Origin of the sequence: Pseudomonas sp. WS 5146 (genome assembly GCF_012985495.1) — a bacterium.
Lineage (GTDB): Bacteria > Pseudomonadota > Gammaproteobacteria > Pseudomonadales > Pseudomonadaceae > Aquipseudomonas > Aquipseudomonas edaphica.
Genome location: NZ_JAAQWL010000013.1, coordinates 1 through 20,495 on the forward strand (window position 1 = coordinate 1; position 20,495 = coordinate 20,495).

20 protein-coding genes are annotated in these 20,495 nt (G+C 60.7%); 6 read left to right on the forward strand and 14 right to left on the reverse strand.

Annotation, left to right across the window (positions count from 1 at the left end):
• Window positions 1-182 (forward strand): hypothetical protein (locus tag HBO41_RS29415; protein WP_222933971.1); only part of this gene is annotated, 182 nt, incomplete at its 5' end.
• Between the two features lie 359 nt (window positions 183-541).
• Here HBO41_RS29415 and HBO41_RS25920 read toward each other — a convergent pair.
• Window positions 542-778: a DUF6555 family protein gene (locus HBO41_RS25920; protein ID WP_017137532.1), complete on the reverse strand. Its 237-nt coding sequence runs from the start codon at window positions 776-778 to the stop codon at window positions 542-544.
• 120 nt (window positions 779-898) lie between these two features.
• Between HBO41_RS25920 and HBO41_RS25925 the strand changes: the two genes are divergently transcribed.
• From HBO41_RS25925 to HBO41_RS25940, 4 genes are all read left to right on the forward strand, one after another.
• A complete protein-coding gene (locus HBO41_RS25925) occupies window positions 899-1,732 on the forward strand; it encodes an arylamine N-acetyltransferase (protein ID WP_017137531.1) in 834 nt (277 codons plus the stop codon).
• Window positions 1,733-2,162: 430 nt separating this feature from the next.
• Window positions 2,163-2,516, forward strand: a complete 354-nt coding sequence (locus HBO41_RS25930) for a cytochrome c5 family protein (RefSeq protein WP_138453873.1) — start codon at window positions 2,163-2,165, stop codon at window positions 2,514-2,516.
• A gap of 76 nt (window positions 2,517-2,592) precedes the next feature.
• Window positions 2,593-3,921, forward strand: a complete 1,329-nt coding sequence (locus HBO41_RS25935; protein WP_169988383.1) for a D-arabinono-1,4-lactone oxidase — start codon at window positions 2,593-2,595, stop codon at window positions 3,919-3,921.
• Between the two features lie 59 nt (window positions 3,922-3,980).
• The gene (locus HBO41_RS25940; RefSeq protein ID WP_169988385.1) at window positions 3,981-5,189 is read left to right on the forward strand and encodes a DSD1 family PLP-dependent enzyme; all 1,209 of its coding nucleotides are present in this window, start codon (window positions 3,981-3,983) and stop codon (window positions 5,187-5,189) included.
• Between the two features lie 181 nt (window positions 5,190-5,370).
• Here the strand turns inward: HBO41_RS25940 and HBO41_RS25945 are convergent, their stop codons facing one another.
• Window positions 5,371-6,312, reverse strand: a complete 942-nt coding sequence (locus HBO41_RS25945; protein WP_017137527.1) for a transporter — start codon at window positions 6,310-6,312, stop codon at window positions 5,371-5,373.
• A 203-nt stretch (window positions 6,313-6,515) separates the two neighbouring features.
• On the opposite strand from HBO41_RS25945, the gene HBO41_RS25950 reads away from it, so the two are divergent.
• Window positions 6,516-7,550, forward strand: coding sequence for an AraC family transcriptional regulator (locus HBO41_RS25950; RefSeq protein WP_017137526.1), 1,035 nt, complete (start codon window positions 6,516-6,518; stop codon window positions 7,548-7,550).
• A 60-nt stretch (window positions 7,551-7,610) separates the two neighbouring features.
• Here the strand turns inward: HBO41_RS25950 and HBO41_RS25955 are convergent, their stop codons facing one another.
• The 12 genes from HBO41_RS25955 to nuoE form a co-directional block, all read right to left on the reverse strand.
• A complete protein-coding gene (locus HBO41_RS25955; RefSeq protein ID WP_017137525.1) occupies window positions 7,611-7,925 on the reverse strand; it encodes a DNA-binding transcriptional regulator in 315 nt (104 codons plus the stop codon).
• Window positions 7,915-8,265 carry a toxin gene (locus HBO41_RS25960; protein ID WP_026013737.1) on the reverse strand — a complete coding sequence of 117 codons (351 nt, stop codon included), beginning with the start codon at window positions 8,263-8,265 and terminating at the stop codon, window positions 7,915-7,917. The genes HBO41_RS25955 and HBO41_RS25960 overlap by 11 nt, the downstream gene beginning before the upstream one ends.
• Before the next feature lie 240 nt (window positions 8,266-8,505).
• Window positions 8,506-9,969 (reverse strand): NADH-quinone oxidoreductase subunit NuoN, encoded by a 1,464-nt coding sequence (gene nuoN, locus HBO41_RS25965; protein ID WP_017137523.1) that lies wholly within the window; start codon window positions 9,967-9,969, stop codon window positions 8,506-8,508.
• Window positions 9,970-9,976: 7 nt separating this feature from the next.
• Window positions 9,977-11,509, reverse strand: coding sequence for an NADH-quinone oxidoreductase subunit M (gene nuoM / locus HBO41_RS25970; RefSeq protein ID WP_017137522.1), 1,533 nt, complete (start codon window positions 11,507-11,509; stop codon window positions 9,977-9,979).
• A gap of 49 nt (window positions 11,510-11,558) precedes the next feature.
• Window positions 11,559-13,412: an NADH-quinone oxidoreductase subunit L gene (nuoL, locus tag HBO41_RS25975; RefSeq protein ID WP_138450408.1), complete on the reverse strand. Its 1,854-nt coding sequence runs from the start codon at window positions 13,410-13,412 to the stop codon at window positions 11,559-11,561.
• Window positions 13,409-13,717, reverse strand: coding sequence for an NADH-quinone oxidoreductase subunit NuoK (gene nuoK, locus HBO41_RS25980; RefSeq protein WP_017137520.1), 309 nt, complete (start codon window positions 13,715-13,717; stop codon window positions 13,409-13,411). Before nuoK ends, nuoL begins: the two co-directional genes overlap by 4 nt.
• 2 nt (window positions 13,718-13,719) lie before the next feature.
• Window positions 13,720-14,223 carry an NADH-quinone oxidoreductase subunit J gene (nuoJ, locus tag HBO41_RS25985; protein WP_017137519.1) on the reverse strand — a complete coding sequence of 168 codons (504 nt, stop codon included), beginning with the start codon at window positions 14,221-14,223 and terminating at the stop codon, window positions 13,720-13,722.
• A gap of 9 nt (window positions 14,224-14,232) precedes the next feature.
• The gene (nuoI, locus tag HBO41_RS25990; protein ID WP_003174725.1) at window positions 14,233-14,781 is read right to left on the reverse strand and encodes an NADH-quinone oxidoreductase subunit NuoI; all 549 of its coding nucleotides are present in this window, start codon (window positions 14,779-14,781) and stop codon (window positions 14,233-14,235) included.
• Between the two features lie 11 nt (window positions 14,782-14,792).
• Window positions 14,793-15,800 carry an NADH-quinone oxidoreductase subunit NuoH gene (nuoH, locus tag HBO41_RS25995; RefSeq protein WP_017137518.1) on the reverse strand — a complete coding sequence of 336 codons (1,008 nt, stop codon included), beginning with the start codon at window positions 15,798-15,800 and terminating at the stop codon, window positions 14,793-14,795.
• Window positions 15,797-18,511: an NADH-quinone oxidoreductase subunit NuoG gene (nuoG, locus tag HBO41_RS26000; RefSeq protein WP_169988252.1), complete on the reverse strand. Its 2,715-nt coding sequence runs from the start codon at window positions 18,509-18,511 to the stop codon at window positions 15,797-15,799. Before nuoG ends, nuoH begins: the two co-directional genes overlap by 4 nt.
• A gap of 134 nt (window positions 18,512-18,645) precedes the next feature.
• Window positions 18,646-20,001: an NADH-quinone oxidoreductase subunit NuoF gene (gene nuoF / locus HBO41_RS26005; RefSeq protein ID WP_169988254.1), complete on the reverse strand. Its 1,356-nt coding sequence runs from the start codon at window positions 19,999-20,001 to the stop codon at window positions 18,646-18,648.
• A complete protein-coding gene (gene nuoE, locus HBO41_RS26010) occupies window positions 19,998-20,495 on the reverse strand; it encodes an NADH-quinone oxidoreductase subunit NuoE (protein ID WP_003174721.1) in 498 nt (165 codons plus the stop codon). The genes nuoF and nuoE overlap by 4 nt, the downstream gene beginning before the upstream one ends.

Sequence of the window (20,495 nt, forward strand, 5' to 3'; positions counted from 1 at the left end):
TGATGCCATCGCAGGCAAGCCAGCTCCCACCTTTGACCGAGTATGGCTCTGCTGTTGCTGTTGCTGTTGCTGTTGCTGTTGCTGTTGCTGTTGCTGTTGCTGTTGCTGTTGCTGTTGCTGTTGCTGTCGCTGTTGCTCTGGCCCTTACATCCTTTTCGATGACGAAGTCAGCGGTCTTTTGATCTGTGTTTTTGATCTTGATCTGAAATCGCCCCGTCAAACACGATGGCCGGAATCTGACAGGGATTTGGGGGGTAAACCGGCAGGGATGCCGGTTTAGCCGCGCTGGGCCAAGGATGGCCCATCGCGGCGGCCCCCCAAATCACTGGCGGATTGCGGGCATGCCGAGCCATAGCGAGGCACCGAGTGTTGGGGCGAGGACTTTTTGCTTACTTTTTGGTCCTTCAAAAAGTGAGCCGCTGTAAGAGCGGAACCATAAGCCGCCGTTACCTAAATAACGGATATACACACCCCCAACACCCCAACCCCCCCCACAAACCAAACCCCGCAAAAGCGGGGCCTGATCACATCCAAACGAAACCTACTTGGGCGGCACCCAGGTCACCTCGCTGATCCCAAACTTCTCCGCCCAAGGTCGGGTGGTTTTCTTGACCTGCTCATGACCCACGCGCCCAATGCGGCTGACATGGGCAATATCAGCATCGACCGCCGCCCAATGCCACGCTTCAGCGTTATTCATCACTTCGGCGCGTACCACAAAGGACTTCGGTTGACCGTGCAGTTGATAGTGAATGGTGTAGATTTTTGCGGTACTCATGTTGCCTCCCTGTCTTGTTATAGATGGATAGGCGGGCGTTCAAAAAGGTTCACTCAAAATGACAAGTCGCACACTGGCGCGGCATAGTGACGCATCCGCCACGCGCCCAAGGATCGCGCCATGTCCCGATTGACTCACAGCCAGCTCTACCTGCAGCGTCTGGGCTACGACTCAGCCCCGCCACCCACGCTCAAAACCTTGCAAGACCTGCAGCTGCGTCACGTGTGCACCTTCGCCTTTGAGAGCCTGTCGACATTGCTGCATTCACCGGTGCCGATTGACCTGCCCAGCATCGAGCAAAAGGTCTTGCTGGACGGGCGTGGTGGTTACTGTTTCGAGCTTAACTACCTGTTCCTGGCGCTGTTGCAGGAGCTGGGCTTCGACGCCCGCGGGCTTACCGGCTGGGTGGTGATGGGCGGGCCGCCTGATGCGCGCACCGGGCGCACCCATCGCCTGAGCCTGGTGACCCTGGACGGCGTGCGTTATGTCACCGATGTCGGCTTCGGCGGCATGGTGCCCAGCAGTCCGTTGCAGCTGGATACCGAGGTGCCCCAGGCCACCGCCCATGAACCTTATCGCCTGACCTTCAACGGTGCCGATTACACCCTGTGGGCGCAGGTGGGTGAGGAATGGCGTGGCTTATATGTGTTCGACCTGCAAGTGCAGGCCGATATCGACTACACCATCGGCAATTGGTACGTGTCGACGCACCCGGCTTCCGTTTTTGTCGGTCAGCTGAAAGCGGCGCGATTGGCACCGGGTAAACGCCATACCTTGGCCAATGCCAATTACGCGGTTCACTGCCTTGACCAGCCCAGCGAAAAGCGCGCAGTCGAGAGTGCTGATGAGTTACTGGAATTGCTGCAGGGCACCTTCGGTATTCGTTTGCCAAGTCATCCGCAGCTTCGCCAAACCCTTGATGGCTTAGTAATGGAAAACTCCAGGGAGCCTTGAGCTAGAGCCTTCGCTGAACCGTTTTACCTTCATGTCAATGCAAATTAATTCGAGCCTTTGGCAAAAGCCGAGGTTCGAACCGGTTCCTGAATAATTTGCTCACCAGACAAGGAGATGTAAAACGATGTCCAAGCTATTCGGAAAATTCCTCAAGGGTTCCTCACTGCTGGCGCTGGTCACCGCGCCTGCTGTGGTGTTCGCCGCAGCACCGACTGGCCCGATTTCCGTCCTGGGCCTGCAGGGCAGCTATAACGATTTCAAACTCGAAGGTGGGCAGCGACACGGTAGACCTCAAGGACCGCACCAACCCTTACGCCGAGCATTCGACTGTCCGCCCAAGCCCCCTTTGTGTCCCCCAAAACCCTCAACGCCCTGCCTTCGCTGCCTTAGTGTGCAAACAGCTTCCACTGCACAATAAGAGAGGGTGGCCATGCCCCGCACCGCGTTACTGTTGCTCGTACTCAGCCTGCTGACGGCCTGTGACGACACGCCCAAACCTGCCCCCGAACGCACTGCTGCGACCACGACCGTGCCCGCCGACCCGGCACTGGCCCAGGTCTACGACACCAGCTGCAAGCTATGCCACGCCAACCCGGCGGCCGGCGCGCCGTTGGCGGGTGACAAGGCTGCCTGGAGCCCGCGCGTCGCCCAGGGCGCCGACACGCTGCTGGACCACAGCATCAACGGCTACAACGGCATGCCGCCGATGGGGCTGTGCATGCAGTGTTCCGAAGCGCAGTTTCTGGCGCTGATCAGCTTTATGGCCGGTGTTCAACTCCAATAATAAAAAGAGGTGGTGGATGGCGCTTTCACGGCGGCAACTCTTGCAACGCTCGGCAGTGGCCGGGGTTTTTCTGGCCCTGTCGAGCAACCCGGTACTGGCCCAGTTGGCCCGCGCGCCACGGTTGATCCCGTGGCGCAACTGGTCGGGCGCGCAGACCTGCCTGCCGCTGGCGCGCCTGGCGCCCAAAGACCTGGATGAATTGGTGCAAATGATTCGCCAGGCACCGAGCACTATTCGGCCCGTAGGCTCGGCACATTCGTTCAGTGCCCTGGTGCCCACCGACGGCACCTTGTTGTCGCTGAGTTACTTCAATGGGCTGTTGGACCATGACCCCGCCACCTTGCAAGCGACCTTTGCCGCCGGCACGCCGATGTCGCGCATGGGCCCGGCGCTCAAGGCCATCGGCCAGGCGCTGCCGAACATGGCGGACATCGATTACCAGACCCTGGCCGGGGCGATTTCCACCTCCACCCATGGCACCGGTGTGGGCTTTACCTCGTATTCCGGTTGCGTCACCGGCCTGCAACTGGTCACAGCCCAAGGCGACGTGCTGGACTGCGATGCGCAACGCCATCCCGAGCTGTTCAGCGCCGCCCGGGTATCTCTCGGTGCGCTGGGCGTGGTCACGCAAATCCGCTCGCAGAACCGCGCACCGTACCGCTTGCGTGAGCGTCAGTGGATCGCCAAGACCGAAGAGTTGCTGGAGGATGTGCACAAGAACACCCGCGAAAACCAGCACTGGGAAATGCTCGTGGTCACCCATTCCGACTACGCGCTGTCCATCGCCCTCAACGAAACCGATGACCCCGAAACGCCTCCCGTCGACCCGGCGGAGGCGGGCGGCAATGAGTTTGTGTCGATCATCGAAAAGCTCGACAAGTATGGCAGTGATTTCCCGGGCACCCGCCGCACCTTGCTCAACAGCCTGCGTTTTTTTGCCAGCTTCCAGGACCGCGTGGCCGAGTCGTTCCAGGTCTATGCCAATGTGCGCAACGTGCGTTTCAACGAGATGGAATATTCGGTGCCCGCCGAACATGGCCCGGCGTGCCTGCGGGAAATCCTCAAGCTGATCACCGACAAGGATCTGCGCACCTGGTTTCCTATCGAGTATCGCTACGTCAAGGCCGATGACATCCCTTTGAGCATGTTCGAAGGCCGCGACAGCTGTTCGATTTCGGTCCATCAGCATTACGCCATGGACCATCACAACTTCTTTGCCGCCGTGGAGCCGATTTTCTGGAAGTACGCCGGCCGCCCGCACTGGGGCAAATTGCACACCCTTAACGCGCGCACCTTGCAGTCGCTGTACCCGCGCTGGGACGAATTCACCCGCGTGCGCCGCGAGCTGGACCCGAGCGGCAAGTTCCTCAATGCGCACCTGCAATCCATCCTGGGAGTGGCCTGATGAAACGCCGACATTTTGTGCTGGGCGCCGCAGTGGCGGCAGTGGCGGGTGGCTGGTGGCTGCGCCCCAGTGATCGCGGCGGCCCGTACAGCGAGTATTTCCGTCGTCTTAATGACGAACTCAAAGCCCATGGGCCGATGCGCCCGGTGATGCTGATCGACCTGGATCGCCTTGATCACAATATCGACGTGGTGATGCAGTCGGTGCAGCGTGGTGGCAAGCATTTGCGCCTGGTGGAGAAGTCGCTGCCGTCGCCGGGGTTGCTGGCGTATATCGCCAAGCGCGCGGGTACTGCGCGGCTGATGTCGTTTCATCAACCGTTTCTGAACCACGATGCGCAGGTGTTTCCCGAGGCCGACATCCTCATGGGCAAGCCGTTGCCGGTGCGCTCGGCCGAGCTGTTTTATCAAACCCATAAAGGTCCGTTTGACCCGGCCAGGCAATTGCAGTGGCTACTGGACACGCCAGAGCGGTTGCAGCACTACCTGGCGTTGGCGCAAGGGTTGGGCACGCGGTTGCGGGTGAACATCGAGCTGGATGTGGGGCTGCATCGCGGCGGCATTAGCGATAACGCGGTGCTGGGGCGGATGCTCACGCTGATCAGCGCCAACCCGCAGCACTTGGAGTTTGCCGGATTTATGGGCTACGACCCGTTTGTGGGCATGGGCGTGCCGGGTATTCTCGGTTCGCCCCAGGCGCTGTTTGAGCAGGTGATGCAGCGCTACAACGGCCATGTTGATTTCACCCGTCAGCAGTTTGCCGGGTTATGGCGTGAGGGGCTGACGTTGAACACGGCTGGCAGCCCCAGCTATCGGATTCACGAGCAGGAAACACTCAGTACCGAGGTGTCGGTGGGTACCGCGTTGCTCAAGCCCACGCATTACGATTTGCCGTCGTTGAGCGAGCATGTGCCGGCAGCGTTTATCGCCACGCCAGTGTTGAAAAGCACCGGGTCGGTGGAGATTCCGGCGCTGGATGGCAAGTCGCGGGTGTTTTCGTGGTGGGATCCGAATCAGCGCGAGACGTTCTTTATTTATGGCGGTAACTGGATGGCGCAATTCGAGTCGCCGCAGGGGCTGCAAAGCAATGAGCTGTTTGGGCGCAGTTCCAATCAGGAGATGGTCAACGGCTCGCCAGCGGTGGGATTGAATATTGAGGATCAAGTGTTTTTGCGCCCGACCCAGAGTGAGTTTGTGTTGTTGCAGTTTGGGGATTTGCTGGGGGTGCGGGACGGGAAAATCGTCGAGACCTGGCCTGTTTATGCCTGACGCAAAGCGCTCGAAATGTGGGAGTGTGATTGTGGGGGGCTGGCTTGTGTGGGAGCTGGCTTGCCTGCGATGCAGACGCCTCGGTCTCAAGGTTAGACCGCGGTGATGCTATCGCAGGCAAGCCAGCTCCCACACAATCACACTCCCACACACGTCAGTGTTCCTGTTTCAAGTCGGGTTTTTACAGGGCAAAGGGAATGGTGAGCTTGGCCCACAACATATCGCCTTCCGGCCGGTTCTTCACATCAAACTCTTTAGCCCAGCGCACCTCTGCACTGGCGTATTTCAAGAAGGTGAAATACACCGCCGGGCCAATGGCAAACACTTGTCCCTTGACCCCATCATTCACTTCATCACCATAGATGTTTACCACCGTGCGCCCGTACTGCTTATCGTCGGTGGTCTGCTTGAGGTAATAGCCGTTGACCCCCAGGCTCAGGTTGTCGGTCACCTTGTAGCTGGCCGAGTAGTCGAAATGGAAAATCTGGCCGGAGCGGTAGTCGGTGTCGTGGTTTTCTTCGTTGAAGCTGTAGGTGGTCTTGATCGACAGTTCGGTGCGTTCATTGGGCATCCAGGTCGCCGAGACCAGCGGCTTGTAGGTGTAGAAGTTGTTGCTGGTGTTGGCCAGGCGCGTGGCGTCGTATTCGCCGGTGGGCAGGGTGATTTCCACGGCGGCGGCCAGGGTCAGGTTTTTGCCCATGTCCCACAGGATGATCGGCGCCAGGGTGGTGTCGCCCATGCTTTCGCGGGTGTCGGACATACCGAACAGCGACACCTGTTGCTTGATATACGGCTGGGCGATGTAGCCGCCCAGGCGCCCGCCGAACACACGCACGGGGCTCAGGTAGTCCAGGCGTGGGATGATCGCGTCGGACTTGATCCGCACTTGCGAGACCTTGCCGCCGAGGGAGCTGATGTCCAGTTTGCGTGCCTGGTAGTGGTTGTAATACAGGTTGAACGCGAACATATGGTCGGGCAGGTTGTTCACGTCCAGCGGCAGGATGTAGAAGCCATCGGTGCCGGGGCCGATGTTGTCGACGCCGCCTTCGGTGGCCAGGGCCGGCAGGCTGAGCAGGCTCAACAACGCCAGTTGCAGGGGGGGAAGTGCACGGGTGGGGTTCATGTCTGGCCTCTTTATTATTGTTAGGGCACCGCTGACGTTAGAAATATGCCTTCAGCGCCCGGCGGGGCAGGGTTTTGGCGGCCAGATAGGGGGACTTTGCCGGACAGGTTTCACTCAGGATGCAGCGGCTCTTGCAAGCGCCTATGATTAGCAGGATGTTTCTAAAACAAGAACTGAAGTACTCAGTCGGGAACCCGTAAGCCATGCAAAGGAAAGCCGTTGACCCGCAATTTGAATTGGCGCTGGTGTCGCCCTTCCTGTTGCAGACCCTCGGGCACGTGGTAGCGCAAAAGGGCGCGAATGCCGAAGCGTTGTGCCGAGGCCTGGGGTTTACCCTGGCCGACCTGGATGACCCGGCCCAGCGTATTTCCTATCGCCAGGCTGTGGCGATGATCCAGCGGGCACTCAAGGTGCTTCCCGATCAGGGGCTGGGCCTGTGGGTGGGGCATCAGAACGTGCTGGGCACCCTCGGCCTACTCGGCCATGTGATCTCCCTGTGCAAAACCCTGCGCGATGCATTTGCCATTGGCGAGCGCCATCAGCACACCTCAGGCGGCATCGCCACCACCCGTACCCATGAGACCTTGGAAGAAGTACACGTCGACGTCGAATGCCTGCTGCCGTTTGCCGAGGTGCAGGTGTTTGCGGCCGAAGAGTTCTTCGCCAGCCTGATGGTGTATGGCCGCGCGCTCGTGGGGGAGACGTTTATGCCCCTGCGCATGGAGTTCGTGCACGCTGCGCCGCCTTACCAGGCTGAGTACCAACGCCTGTTTGGCGCGGATGTGCGCTTTGGCTGCCTGCACAATCGCATGGTGCTGGCCCCGCATTGGCTGGATAAACGCCTGCCTAATCACCACGCCTTGGCGTTGCGCCAGGCCCTGGAGTTGCTGGAGTTGGAGAGCGCGCAGTTGCACCAGAAGATGGACCTGATCCAGGCCGTTGAACGCGCTATTTCGCGGGATTTGCAGGGCAGCCAGCTGGAGAAGGTCGCCGGCGACTTGAACATGAGTGGGCGCACCCTGCGCAGGCGCCTGACCGAACACGGGCTGACGTTCGAAGCGTTGCAGGAGCAAGTGCGACGTGCACGTACCATGGGGTTGCTGGGGAATCCGGGGCTGTCGATCGAACGTATTACCGAGGAAGTCGGTTATAGCGATGTGCGCAGTTTTCGGCGGGCCTTCAAGCGCTGGACAGGGGTGAGCCCGAGTGCGTTTCGTGGCGAAGGAGGAGGGGCCTAGTCCTCGGGGGAGCCGATAAGCCTGCATGAAGAAGCCCCGAACCTGTCGGGGCTTTGTCCATCAACCCAAGGCCGCGAGCTGCGCCACGGTTTCCGGAAAGCGCGCCACCAGCCGAATCAAGGTGGTGGCCTGGGCGTTGGGCTTGGCCCGGCCTTGTTCCCAGTTTTCCAGGGTGCGCACGTTGGTACGCAGGTACATGGCGAACACCGAGCGCGAGAGGTTGAGCTGTTGGCGCACGGCCACCACTTCTTCGGCGCTCAGGGGGGCCAGGTTGTTGAGATGGACCTTGTGGGTCCGCAGGGTGACTTTGCCTTGGCGTTCTTCGGCCAGGGCGTCGAAGCCTTCGACCAGTTCGGAAAAGATTTCACGTTTCATGATGTGTTCTCGCTTTGATTTCCCTGTCCAGCATGTGTTTTAAGGCTTTCTTGTGATTGGGGGTAAGGTCATCCTGTTCGTGTTTGCCGTACAGGGTGAATAACCAGAACTGCGTGCCGCCCGACCACCAGTAGTAAATGACCCGCAAGCCTCCGCGTTTGCCTTTGTTGCGTCGCTCATCGACGAAACGGACCTTGCGCAACCCGCCGGTTCCCTCGATGACGTCGCCCGCTTGCGGATTCTTCATCAACTCCTGTTGAAAGCCTTGGAATAGCTCGTCACTCAGATAGTCCCTGCGATGCCGTTCAAAGGCCGGCAACTCGATAAATAGAGCATCCATGTTCTGTACGTAGCCTGCGTATAGTGTGGTGGCCCACGCGCCCGGGGTCAAGTGACCTGGCTGTGGGAACTTTCCTAAAACACAATCACCATACGGCTAGGTTCAGCGGCTAGATGCCAGACAAAGAGGTAGAGGAGGAAGGAAATTTCAGCGCACAGGGGAGGGCAAAAGAATTGAAAGTCCAGAAACGCAAAACGGCGCCCGAAGGCGCCGTTTCGTTTACTGCATCAAGCTAAGCGATCAAACGCCCAGTACCGCGTGCTGCACCAGGGTGAGCAACGGTTGTGGGTACACGCCCAGGAAGAACGCGAGCAGGGCGATGGCCAGCAGCATCACGCCGCCTGCCTTCTGTTCCCAGTGCAACTCGGCATCCACACGGCGCAGGTTTGGCTCGATCAGGTACAGGGTGACCATCACGCGCAGGTAGTAGAACACGCCGATGGCGCTGCCCAGTACCAAGGATGCAACCAGCCACCATTCATGGGCTTCAACACCGGTAGCCACGATGTAGAACTTGCCGATAAAGCCTGCGGTCAGCGGGATACCGGCCAGGGACAGCATCATCACGGTAAGCACGGCGGTCAGGTACGGACGGCGCCAGAACAGGCCGCGATATTCGTACAGGGCGTCGGCATCACGACCTTTGAACGGCGAGGACATCAACGTGATCACGCCAAATGCGCCCAGGCTGGTGATCACGTAGGTGACCAGGTACACGCCCATGGCTTCCACGGCCAGGCCTTTGCTCGCCACCAGGGCGATCAGCAGGTAGCCGAAGTGCGCGATGGAGGAATAACCGAGCAGACGCTTGAGGTTGTTCTGGGTCAGGGCCAGCAGGTTACCGAACAGGATCGACGCAATGGCGATCACGGTCAGCACGGTGCTCAGCACGCCGGTGTTGGCCGCAGGCGAGATCTGGAACAGACGCACCATCACAGCAAACACGGCAACCTTGGACGCGGTGGCCAGGAACGCCGCCACTGGCGCCGGGGCGCCTTCGTAGACGTCCGGGGTCCACAAGTGGAACGGCACCAGGGACAGCTTGAACGCCAGGCCGATCAGCATCATCGCCAGGCCCAGTTGGGCAATCGGTGCAGGCATGTTGGTGGCCGCCAGGGCGTGACCGATACCGGTGAAGCTCAGGTTGCCGGCCTCTGCGTAGAGCAGCGCCATACCGAACAACAGGAACGCGGAACCGGCCGCCGACAGCACCATGTACTTGATGCCGGCTTCCAGCGAGCGCTTGTTGAAGAACGCGTAGGCCACCAGGCCGTAAGTCGGGATCGACAGCAGTTCCAGGCCGATGAACAAGCCGGCCAGGTGCTGAGCGCTGACCAGCACGATGCCACCGGCCGCAGCCAGCAGAATCAGCAGGTACAGCTCTTCCTTGTTGCCGGGGTAGCCGGTGCCGCCTTCGCCGAGGTAGGCGTGGGCGAGGGTGACGCAGGCCAGGGTGGCAACGAGGATCAACGCGATGTACAGCAGCGCGAAGTCATCGACCATCATCAGCGGGGTCACGGCCAATGGCGCGACCTTGAGTGCCGGGATGATCGACAGCAGGGCCAGGTTAAGACCGGCACACGACAGCAGGAACGTTTGCGAGTGATTGCGGCGCCAGGCGATTGCCAGCATCACCGCCACAACGGTGAGGCTGGTAATCAGCAGCGGCGCAAGCGCGATAAAGTGTTGGATCGTGAATTCCATAGCGCTCTTACCGGGCCGAAGCGAGTTGAGAGAAGGCGGTGCCGATCCACTGCTGCACGCCATGCATCGTCGCGGCAGAAGTGTCCAGGAACGGTTGCGGGTACACACCGATGTAGATCAGCAGCACCGCAAGGCCGAGCACCATGATCAGTTCGCGAGCATCCATCCCTTGCAGGACGGTGTCGGACTTGGCCGGGCCGAAGTAGGCGCGGTGGATCATGATCAGCGAGTAGACCGAACCAAACACCAGGCCCGAGGTAGCAATGGCGCTGATCCACGGCGTGTGTACGAACGAACCCATCAGGATCAGGAACTCGCCGATGAAGTTACCGGTGCCCGGCAAGCCCAGGGATGCGGCGGCGAAGAACAGGCTGATGGCCGGCAGGTACGCGATGCGCGACCACACGCCACCCATTTCACGCATGTCACGGGTGTGCAGGCGCTCGTACAGCTGACCACTGAGGATAAACAGTGCCGCGGCCGAAACACCGTGGGCCAACATCTGGATCACCGCGCCTTGCAGCGCCAGTTGGCTGCCGGAGTAGATGCCGATCAGTACGAAACCCATGTGGGAAACGGACGAGAAGGCAATCAGACGCTTGATGTCGGTTTGCGCAAAAGCCAGGAACGCACCGTAGAAGATCCCGATCAGACCCAGGGTCATGGCGATCGGCGCGAACTCGGCCGAGGCATTCGGGAACAGTGGCAGGGCGAAACGCAGCAGGCCATAAGCAGCAGTCTTAAGCAGGATACCGGCGAGGTCGACGGAACCTGCGGTCGGTGCCTGGGCGTGAGCGTCAGGCAACCAGGAGTGGAACGGCACCACCGGCAGCTTCACCGCGAAGGCGATGAAGAAGCCCAGCATCAGGATGTACTCGGTGGTCAGCGACATCTTGGTTTTCAACAGGTCGGCGTAGTTGAAGGTAATCACGCCAGTGTTGTTGAAGTTGACCAGTACCAGACCCAGGATCGCCACCAACATGATCAGGCCGGAAGCCTGGGTGAAGATGAAGAACTTGGTCGCCGCGTAGATCCGGGTTTTCTTGCCGTCCGAAGAACTGTGACCCCAGAGCGCGATGAGGAAGTACATCGGCACCAGCATCATTTCCCAGAAGAAGAAGAACATGAACAGGTCCAGCGCCAGGAACACGCCGACAACGCCGCCCAAAATCCACATCAGGTTCAGGTGGAAGAAGCCCACGTGACGCTGAATTTCTTTCCAGGAGCAGAGTACCGAGAGGATACCCAGCAAGCCGGTCAGCAAAATCATCAACAGCGACAGGCCGTCGAGGGCCAGGTGCACGTTGATGCCGAAGCGCTGGATCCACACGTGCTTGAATTCAAGCGCGAAGGTTGGATCGACACCCGGTGCCGGAGCGAATGAATAGTCACCGTGCGCCCACAGCCAGAGGCCGAGCGCGAGTTCCAGGGACATGGTCAGCAACGCAATCCAGCGGGGCAGGGTGGCGCCGAAGCGTTCACCCATCCAGCAGAGCAGGCCGCCGATAAAGGGGATCAGGATTAGCCAGGGCAGAATCATGACGGGCTCGTTTCCTTTTGCAAGTTCGCAAAGTACGCAATGTTCATAGTCATACCGCCACCACCACGATGGCACCGATCACCAGCACCGCACCGGCAGCCATGGACGCGGCATACCAACGCAATTGGCCCGTCTCGCTGCGGCTCAGGGCGGTGTGACCGGCCTTGGCGGCGCGCGGGATCAAACCGATGGTCTGGTCGAGCGGGTCTTTGCGCAGAAGGTGGCTGATAGCAAGGTATGGCTTGACGAACAGTTTGTCGTAGATCCAGTCGAAGCCCCACGCAGCGAACCACCAGGCTGACAGGAAGCGACCAATGCCACTGTTGGCCACAGCCGTCACGAAGCGACGCTTGCCGAGGAACAGCAGCGCGGCCAGCAGGATACCGGCGATGGCGATGGCGCCCGAGGCGATTTCCAGGCTGTGCTTGGCGGCGCCACCGGCATGCCCGGCGCTTTCCGGCAGTACACCGGCCAGAGGCGGGGTGATCATGGCGCCGATGAAGGTCGACAGGATGATCAGCACCGACAGTGGCAACCAGTGGGAGATGCCGTGGCCTGCGTGCGCTTCGGTCTTGGCTTCACCGTGGAAGGTGATGAAGATCAGGCGGAAGGTGTACAGCGAGGTCATGAACGCACCGACCAGGCCTGCATACAGCAGGTTCTGGTTACCGCTGGCGAACGCTTCCCAGAGGATTTCGTCCTTGGAGTAGAAACCTGCGGTCACCAACGGCAGGGCGGCCAGGGCGGCACCCCCGACGATGAAGCTGGCGTAGGCCAATGGCAGTTTCTTCCACAGGCCGCCCATCTTGAAGATGTTCTGCTCGTGGTGGCAGGCAACGATCACTGCACCGGAGGCAAGGAACAGCAGGGCCTTGAAGAAGGCGTGGGTCATCAGGTGGAAAATCGCCGCGTCCCAGGCGCCAACGCCCAGGGCCAGGAACATGTAGCCAATCTGGCTCATGGTCGAGTAGGCGAGGATACGCTTGATGTCGGTCTGTACCAGCGCGGCAAAACCCGCCAGAACCAGGGTCACACCACCGACCAGTCCTACAAGATGCAGGATTTCCGGCGCCAGGGTGAACAGGCCGTGGGTACGCGCGATCAGGTAGACACCCGCAGTCACCATGGTTGCCGCGTGGATCAGCGCCGACACCGGCGTAGGACCGGCCATCGCGTCCGCCAGCCAGGTTTGCAGCGGCAGTTGTGCGGATTTACCCACAGCGCCACCCAGCAGCATCAGGGTCGCCAGGGTGATCCAGAAGTCACCAACCTGGAATTTCTGCGGTGCCAGCACCAGCAGTTCCTGGATGTTCAGCGTGCCCACTTGTTGGAACAGGATGAACAGGCCGATGGCCATGAACACGTCGCCGATGCGGGTGACGATAAAGGCCTTGAGTGCCGCGTTACCGTTGTTGCGGTTGCTGTAGTAGAAACCGATCAACAGGTACGAGCACAGGCCCACGCCTTCCCAGCCGAAGTACAGGAACAACAGGTTATCGCCGAGTACCAGGAACAGCATGCTGGCGATAAACAGGTTGGTGTACGAGAAGAAGCGCGAGTAGCCGGCCTCACCACGCATGTACCAGGACGCGAACAGGTGGATCAGGAAGCCTACACCCACCACCACGCCGAGCATGGTGATCGACAGGCCGTCGACGTAGAGGGCGAAGTTGGGCTTGAAGCCGTCCACCGACATCCATTGCCACAGCACCAGGGTGTAGTGGCCGCCTTCCGGCGGTGCCACGTTGAATTGCCAGATGACGTAGGCGGCGACGATCGCCGACAAGCCAATGGAACCCACGCCGATCAAGGCAGAAAGGTTTTCCGACCAGCGTCCACGGGAGAACGACAGCAGCAGGAAACCGATCAGGGGAAATACGAAAGTCAGAAAGATCATGTTCATCCGCGCATCTCACTGGCAGCGTCGATATCAAGCGTGTGGAAGCGACGATACAGTTGCAGCAGGATCGCCAGGCCAATACTGGCCTCGGCGGCTGCCAGGCTGATCACCAGGATGAACATGACTTGCCCATCCGGCTGCGCCCATCGGCTACCTGCAACAACGAACGCCAGTGCGGCGGCGTTCATCATGATTTCCAGGCTCATCAACACGAACAGAATGTTACGGCGAACCATCAGGCCGACCAGGCCAAGGCAGAACAGGATGCCGGCGACCGCCAGACCATGCTCCAAAGGGATAGCAGGCATCGTCATTGCTCCTTGGCTTCGTTGCGGCCCAAGTGGAAGGCGGTGATGGCTGCCGCGAGCAGCAGCATCGAAGCCAGTTCGACCACCAGCAGGTACGGGCCGAACAGGCTGACGCCCACGGCTTTCGCGTCTACGGTGGTGTGGCCGATGGCCTGGCCGCTCTGGTGAGCGAACAGCACATACAGCAGTTCACCCAGCAGCAGGGCTGCCAGGATGACCGGGCCGAGCCAGATGCCGGGCTTGAGCCAGACGCGTTCCTGGGCGACCGAGGCCGGCCCCAGGTTGAGCATCATCACCACAAACACGAACAGCACCATGATGGCGCCGGCGTAGGCGATCACTTCCAGCACACCGGCGAATGGTGCGCCGAGGCTGAAAAAGGTCATGGCCACGGCGATCAACGAAATGATCAGGTAGAGCAGGGCGTGCACAGGATTGGTGTTGGTGATCACGCGAAGCGTGGACACCACTGCAATACCGGACGCGAAATAGAAAGCGAATTCCATCTTTCTTCCTTAAGGCAGCAAGCTCTTCACGTTGATCGGCTCGGCTTCGTTTTGTGCGGCGCCCTTCGGCTTACCGGCAACGGCCATACCTGCAACACGATAGAAGTTGTAATCAGGGTTTTTACCGGGACCAGAGATCAACAGATCTTCTTTCTCGTACACCAGGTCCTGACGTTTGAACTCGGCCATCTCGAAATCCGGTGTCAGCTGGATCGCGGTGGTCGGGCAAGCTTCCTCGCAGAGGCCACAGAAAATGCAGCGCGAGAAGTTGATGCGGAAGAAGTCCGGGTACCAGCGACCGTCTTCGGTTTCAGCTTTCTGCAGGGAGATGCAACCCACCGGGCACGCCACGGCGCACAGGTTGCAGGCTACACAACGCTCTTCGCCATCGGGGTCGCGGGTCAGTACGATGCGGCCGCGATAGCGCGGCGGCAGGTACACCGCTTCTTCCGGGTATTGCAAGGTGTCGCGTTTGCGAAAGCCGTGACCGAACACCATCACCAGGCTTCGCAACTGGGTACCGGTACCCTTAACGATGTCGCCAATATATTTGAACATGGGTCAAATCCTCACTGAACCGCGCCGGCTGGCGTGTTCAACAACACAACGGCAGCCGTCACCAGCAAATTGATCAGGGTCAGCGGCAGGCAGAAGCGCCAGCTGAAATCCATCACCTGGTCGTATCGTGGACGCGGAATGGAAGCGCGCAGCAGGATAAACAACATGATGAAGAACGCGGTCTTCAGGAAGAACCAGAAGAACGCCAACTGCGGCAGGATGCCGAACGGACCGTGCCAGCCGCCGAAGAACAGCGTGACCAACAGGGCCGAGATCAAGATGATGCCGATGTATTCGCCAACGAAGAACATGCCCCATTTCATGCCGGCGTATTCAATGTGGTAACCGTCAGCCAGTTCCTGTTCCGCTTCCGGCTGGTCGAACGGGTGACGGTGAGTCACGGCGACGCCAGCGATGAAGAAGGTGCAGAAGCCGAAGAACTGCGGAATGATGAACCACAGGTTCTGCGCCTGGTACTCGACGATGTCGCGCATGTTGAACGAGCCGACCTGCACCACGATGCCCATCAGCGCCAGGCCCATGAACACTTCGTAGGACACGGTCTGGGCCGAAGCCCGCAAGCTGCCCAACAGGGCGAACTTGTTGTTGCTCGACCAACCGGCGAACAGCACCGCATAGACCGACAAACCGGCCATGGCGAAGAAGAACAGCAAGCCGATGTTCAAGTCCGCCACGCCCCAGGTCGGGGTGATCGGGATGATCGCGAAGGCGATCAGCAAGGCGCTCATGGCCACGACCGGTGCCAGGGTGAAGATCACCTTGTCGGCAAACGGCGGGGTCCAGTCTTCCTTGAAGAACATTTTCAGCATGTCGGCGGCGATCTGGAACATACCGAACGGGCCAACGCGGTTCGGACCGTAACGGTCCTGCCACCAGCCCAGCAGGCGACGTTCGACGAAGCTGAGCAGGGCGCCCGCAACGACAACGGCCAACAGGATCACGATGGCCTTGACGACCGAGATGATCACGTCGATCACTTCAGGGGTGAACCAGGTCATTGCGCTGCCTCCTGCAGACCGTCAACGGTTTGGCCAAAGATCGCAGGCGGAATACCGGCGAGGCCTTTCGGCAGTGCAACCAGGCCAGCACCCAACTCATCATTGATACGCAGCGGCAGACGCAGGGTCTGGCCAGCCACGTTCAGGCTGAGCAGGGCACCGTCGTTGACGCCCAGGCGGTCGGCTTCGGACTTGGCCACGGACACGTAGGCTTCAGGAATGCGACTTTGCACCGGCGCGGCTTTGGAAGAGGTCTCTTCGCTGCCGAACAGGTGGAAGAACGGCACAACCTGCCAGGTGCCCTGGGCCGGGTTGAATGGTCGCGGCACCGCAGCGAACCAGTTCAGCGAGTCACCGGTGCTTTCGATCAGGCGGGTGCCTGGGTCGCCAGCGCGGATGTGACCACCGACTTCGTCCTGGAACTTGTTCCAGGCTTGCGGCGAGTTCCAGCCCGGCGACCAGGCAAATGGCACCTGCTGACGTGGCTCGACCGAGCCCGAGTAACCTTCCATGGAGAAGGCAAACGCGGTATCCGGGTCTTGCGGGGTACGCGGCTCGTGCACGCTGATGTCGGCGCGCATGGCCGTACGGCCGGAGTAACGCAGCGGTTCACGGGCCAGTTTCATGCCCTTGATGCGGAACGAGGCGGACGGAGCCGCGTCGACGATACGTGCCAATTGCGGCGCGCTTGCGGCGGCAGCAGCGGTCACGTGGTCGAGCTGGGTCCAGTCGATCGGCTGGTTCAGCAAGGTCGCGCGCAGGGCATGCAGCCAACGCCAGCCTTCGTGAACCAGGATGCTGGCGTCCATGTACTTCGGATCGAACACCTGGAAGAAGCGCTGGGCGCGGCCTTCCTGGCTGACCAGGGTACCGTCGCCTTCGGCGAAGGTGGCAGCTGGCAGTACCAGGTCGGCACGCTCGCTGGTGGCGGTCTTCTGGTGGTCGGCCACGATCAGTACTTTGGCGGCGTCCAGTGCAGCGTCAACCTTCGCGGCATCGGTGCGGGTGTACAGGTCGTTTTCCAGTACCACGATGGCGTCGGCGTTGCCGTCGGTCACCGCTTGCAGGGCCGCGTCCAGGGACTCGCCACCGAGCATCGCCAGGCCGAGGCTGTTGGCTTCCGGCACGACCAGGCTGATGGAACCGTTCTTGTCGCGCAGCTTCAAGGCCTTCGCGATATTCGCAGCAGCCTCAATCAGTGCCTTGGAACCCAACGAGGTGCCGGCAATGATCAATGGGCGCTTGGCCGCGAGCAGGGCGTCGGCGATGCGCTGGGCCAGTTCAGCGGCTTCAGTGTCCAGGCCTTCGACGGCAGGTGCGCTGGCGTCCAGGGCGTGGGCCACGGCGAAACCGATGCGGGCCAGGTCGTCCGGCGCTGCGTGAACGCATTCTTCGGCGATGTCGTCGAGCTTGGTTTCAGCCAGGCTTGCGATAAACAGCGGGTTCAGCGCGTGCTGGCCGATGTTTTTCACCGCGGCGTCGAGCCAAGGCTGTACGCGCATGGCGTCGGCCATGTCTTCGGCCTTGCCTTTGACCGACTGACGCAGCGACAGCGCAATACGCGCGGCAGTCTGGGTCAGGTCTTCGCCGAGGACGAAGATCGCATCGTGGTCTTCGATGTCGCGCATGTTCGGGACTGGCAGCGGGCTGTCGTTCAGCACTTGCAGGACCAGGCGAATGCGCTCCAACTCACCGGCTTCGATACCGGAGTAGAAGTGCTCGGCACCCACCAGCTCGCGCAACGCGTAGTTGCTTTCGAGGCTGGCACGCGGGGAACCGATACCGACGATGTTGCGGCCGCGCAGCAGGTCGGCGGCTTTATCCAGCGCGTCGTCCAGGCTCAGCTTGGCGCCACCGGCCAACAGCGGCTGGCGTGGGCGGTCTTCGCGGTTGACGTAGCCATAGCCGAAACGGCCACGGTCGCACAGGAAGTACTGGTTGACCGAACCGTTAAAGCGGTTTTCGATGCGACGCAGTTCGCCGTAGCGCTCGCCCGGGGAGATGTTGCAACCGCTGGAGCAGCCATGGCAGATGCTCGGCGAGAACTGCATGTCCCACTTACGGTTGTAGCGCTCGGAGTGAGTCTTGTCGGTGAACACACCGGTCGGGCAGACCTCGGTGAGGTTGCCGGAGAACTCGCTTTCGAGCACGCCGTCTTCAACGCGACCGAAGTACACGTTGTCGTGGGCGCCGAAGACGCCCAGGTCGGTGCCGCCGGCGTAGTCTTTATAGAAACGCACGCAACGGTAGCAGGCAATGCAGCGGTTCATTTCGTGGGAAATGAACGGGCCGAGGTCCTGGTTCTGGTGGGTGCGCTTGGTGAAGCGATAACGGCGCTCGTTGTGGCCGGTCATCACCGTCATGTCTTGCAGGTGGCAGTGACCGCCTTCCTCACAGACCGGGCAGTCATGCGGGTGGTTGGTCATCAGCCATTCGACGACACTGGCGCGGAACGCCTTGGATTCTTCATCTTCGATGGAGATCCAGGTGTTGTCGGTGGCTGGGGTCATGCAGGACATGACGATACGACCACGGGTGTCGTTCTCGTCGGTGTACTGCTTGACCGCGCACTGGCGACAGGCACCAACGCTACCAAGCGCGGGGTGCCAGCAGAAATACGGGATGTCGAGGCCTAGTGAGAGACATGCCTGTAACAGGTTGTCTGCCCCATCGACTTCGAGCGCTTTGCCGTCTACGTGGATAGTGGCCATGGTTCAAAGTTCTTCGTTGGCCCGTTGTCAGCGGGCGTGGCTAATGGAATCTTGTTATTCATGGGCATCAACACAGCCTTTACGGCGTCAGCCCATGAGAAGACGAAGGGCACGGACCCTTCGCCTTTAAAGCGTTACGCGCCGGCTACGATCGGCCTTGCCAGAGGCGGGACGGCGGCGCTGACAGGCGCGATGCCGGCTTCGAACTCCGAGCGGAAGTATTTGATTGCGCTGCCCAATGGCTCCACGGCGCCCGGTGCGTGAGCACAGAAGGTCTTGCCTGGGCCGAGGAACCCGACCAGACCCAGCAGGGTCTCGATGTCGCCTGGCTGGCCTTCACCGTTCTCGATCGCCATCAAGAGCTTGACGCTCCATGGCAAGCCGTCACGGCACGGGGTGCAGAAGCCGCACGATTCACGGGCAAAGAACTGCTCCATGTTGCGCAGCAACGAAACCATGTTCACGGTGTTGTCCACCGCCATCGCCAGGCCAGTGCCCATACGGGTGCCGACCTTGCCGATGCCGCCGGCATACATTTGTGCGTCGAGGTGCTCGGGGAGCAGGAAGCCGGTACCGGCGCCGCCTGGCTGCCAGGCTTTCAAGGTGTAGCCGTCGCGCATGCCGCCGGCGTAGTCCTCGAACAGCTCGCGTGCGGTGACGCCGAACGGCAGCTCCCACAGGCCAGGGTTCTTGACCTTGCCGGAGAAGCCCATGAGCTTGGTGCCCATGTCTTCGCTGCCTTCGCGGGCCAACGATTTGTACCAGTCGACGCCGTCGGCGATGATCGCCGGCACGTTGCACAGGGTTTCAACGTTGTTCACGCAGGTAGGCTTGCCCCACACGCCCACGGCGGCAGGGAAGGGCGGCTTGGAGCGCGGGTTGGCGCGGCGACCTTCGAGGGAGTTGATCAGTGCGGTTTCTTCACCGCAGATGTAACGCCCGGCGCCGGTGTGCACAAACAGCTCGAAGTCAAAACCCGAGCCGAGGATGTTCTTGCCCAACAGGCCTGCGGCCTTGGCTTCTTCCACGGCACGGTTGAGGTGCTTGGCGGCGGTGGTGTATTCGCCACGCAGGAAGATATAGCCCCGGTAGGTTTTCAGCGCGCGGGCGCTGATCAGCATGCCTTCGATCAGCAGATGGGGCAGTTGTTCCATCAGCATGCGGTCTTTCCAGGTGTTCGGCTCCATCTCGTCCGCGTTGCACAGCAGGTAACGGATGTTGATGGATTCGTCTTTGGGCATCAGGCCCCACTTAACACCGGTGGGGAAGCCTGCACCGCCGCGGCCTTTAAGGCCGGCGTCTTTCACGGTCTGGACGATATCGTCCTGGGCCATGTCGGCGAAGGCTTTGCGCGCCGCCGCGTAACCGTTCTTGGCCTGGTACTCGTCGAGCCATACCGGCTCGCCGTCGTCACGCAGGCGCCAGGTCAGCGGGTGGGTTTCAGGCGAACGCTTGATCAGGTTGGCCGGGCCGAAAGATGTAAGGGTCATGGGTAGCCCTCGAGCAATTGGGTCACGCCAGCAGGCTGCACGTCACCGAATGTGTCGTCGTCGATCATCAACGCCGGCGCCTTGTCGCAGTTGCCCAGGCAGCACACCGGCAGCAGCGTGAAGCGGCCGTCCGGAGTGGTTTGGCCGAGGCCAATGCCCAGCTTGTTCTGGATTTCGCTGACCACTGATTCATGGCCACCGATGTAGCAGACCATGCTGTCGCACACGCGAATGATGTGGCGGCCGACCGGCTGGCGGAAGATCTGGCTGTAGAACGTGGCCACACCTTCAACGTCGCTGGCGGGGATGCCGAGGATCTCGCCGATGGCGTAGAGGGCGCCGTCCGGCACCCAGCCACGTTCTTTCTGGACGATCTTCAAGGCTTCGATAGACGCCGCGCGCGGGTCTTCGTAATGATGCAGCTCGTGCTCGATGGCCGAGCGCTCGGTTTCACTCAAGGTGAAACGGTCTGTCTGGATAAGCGTGCTGTTCAT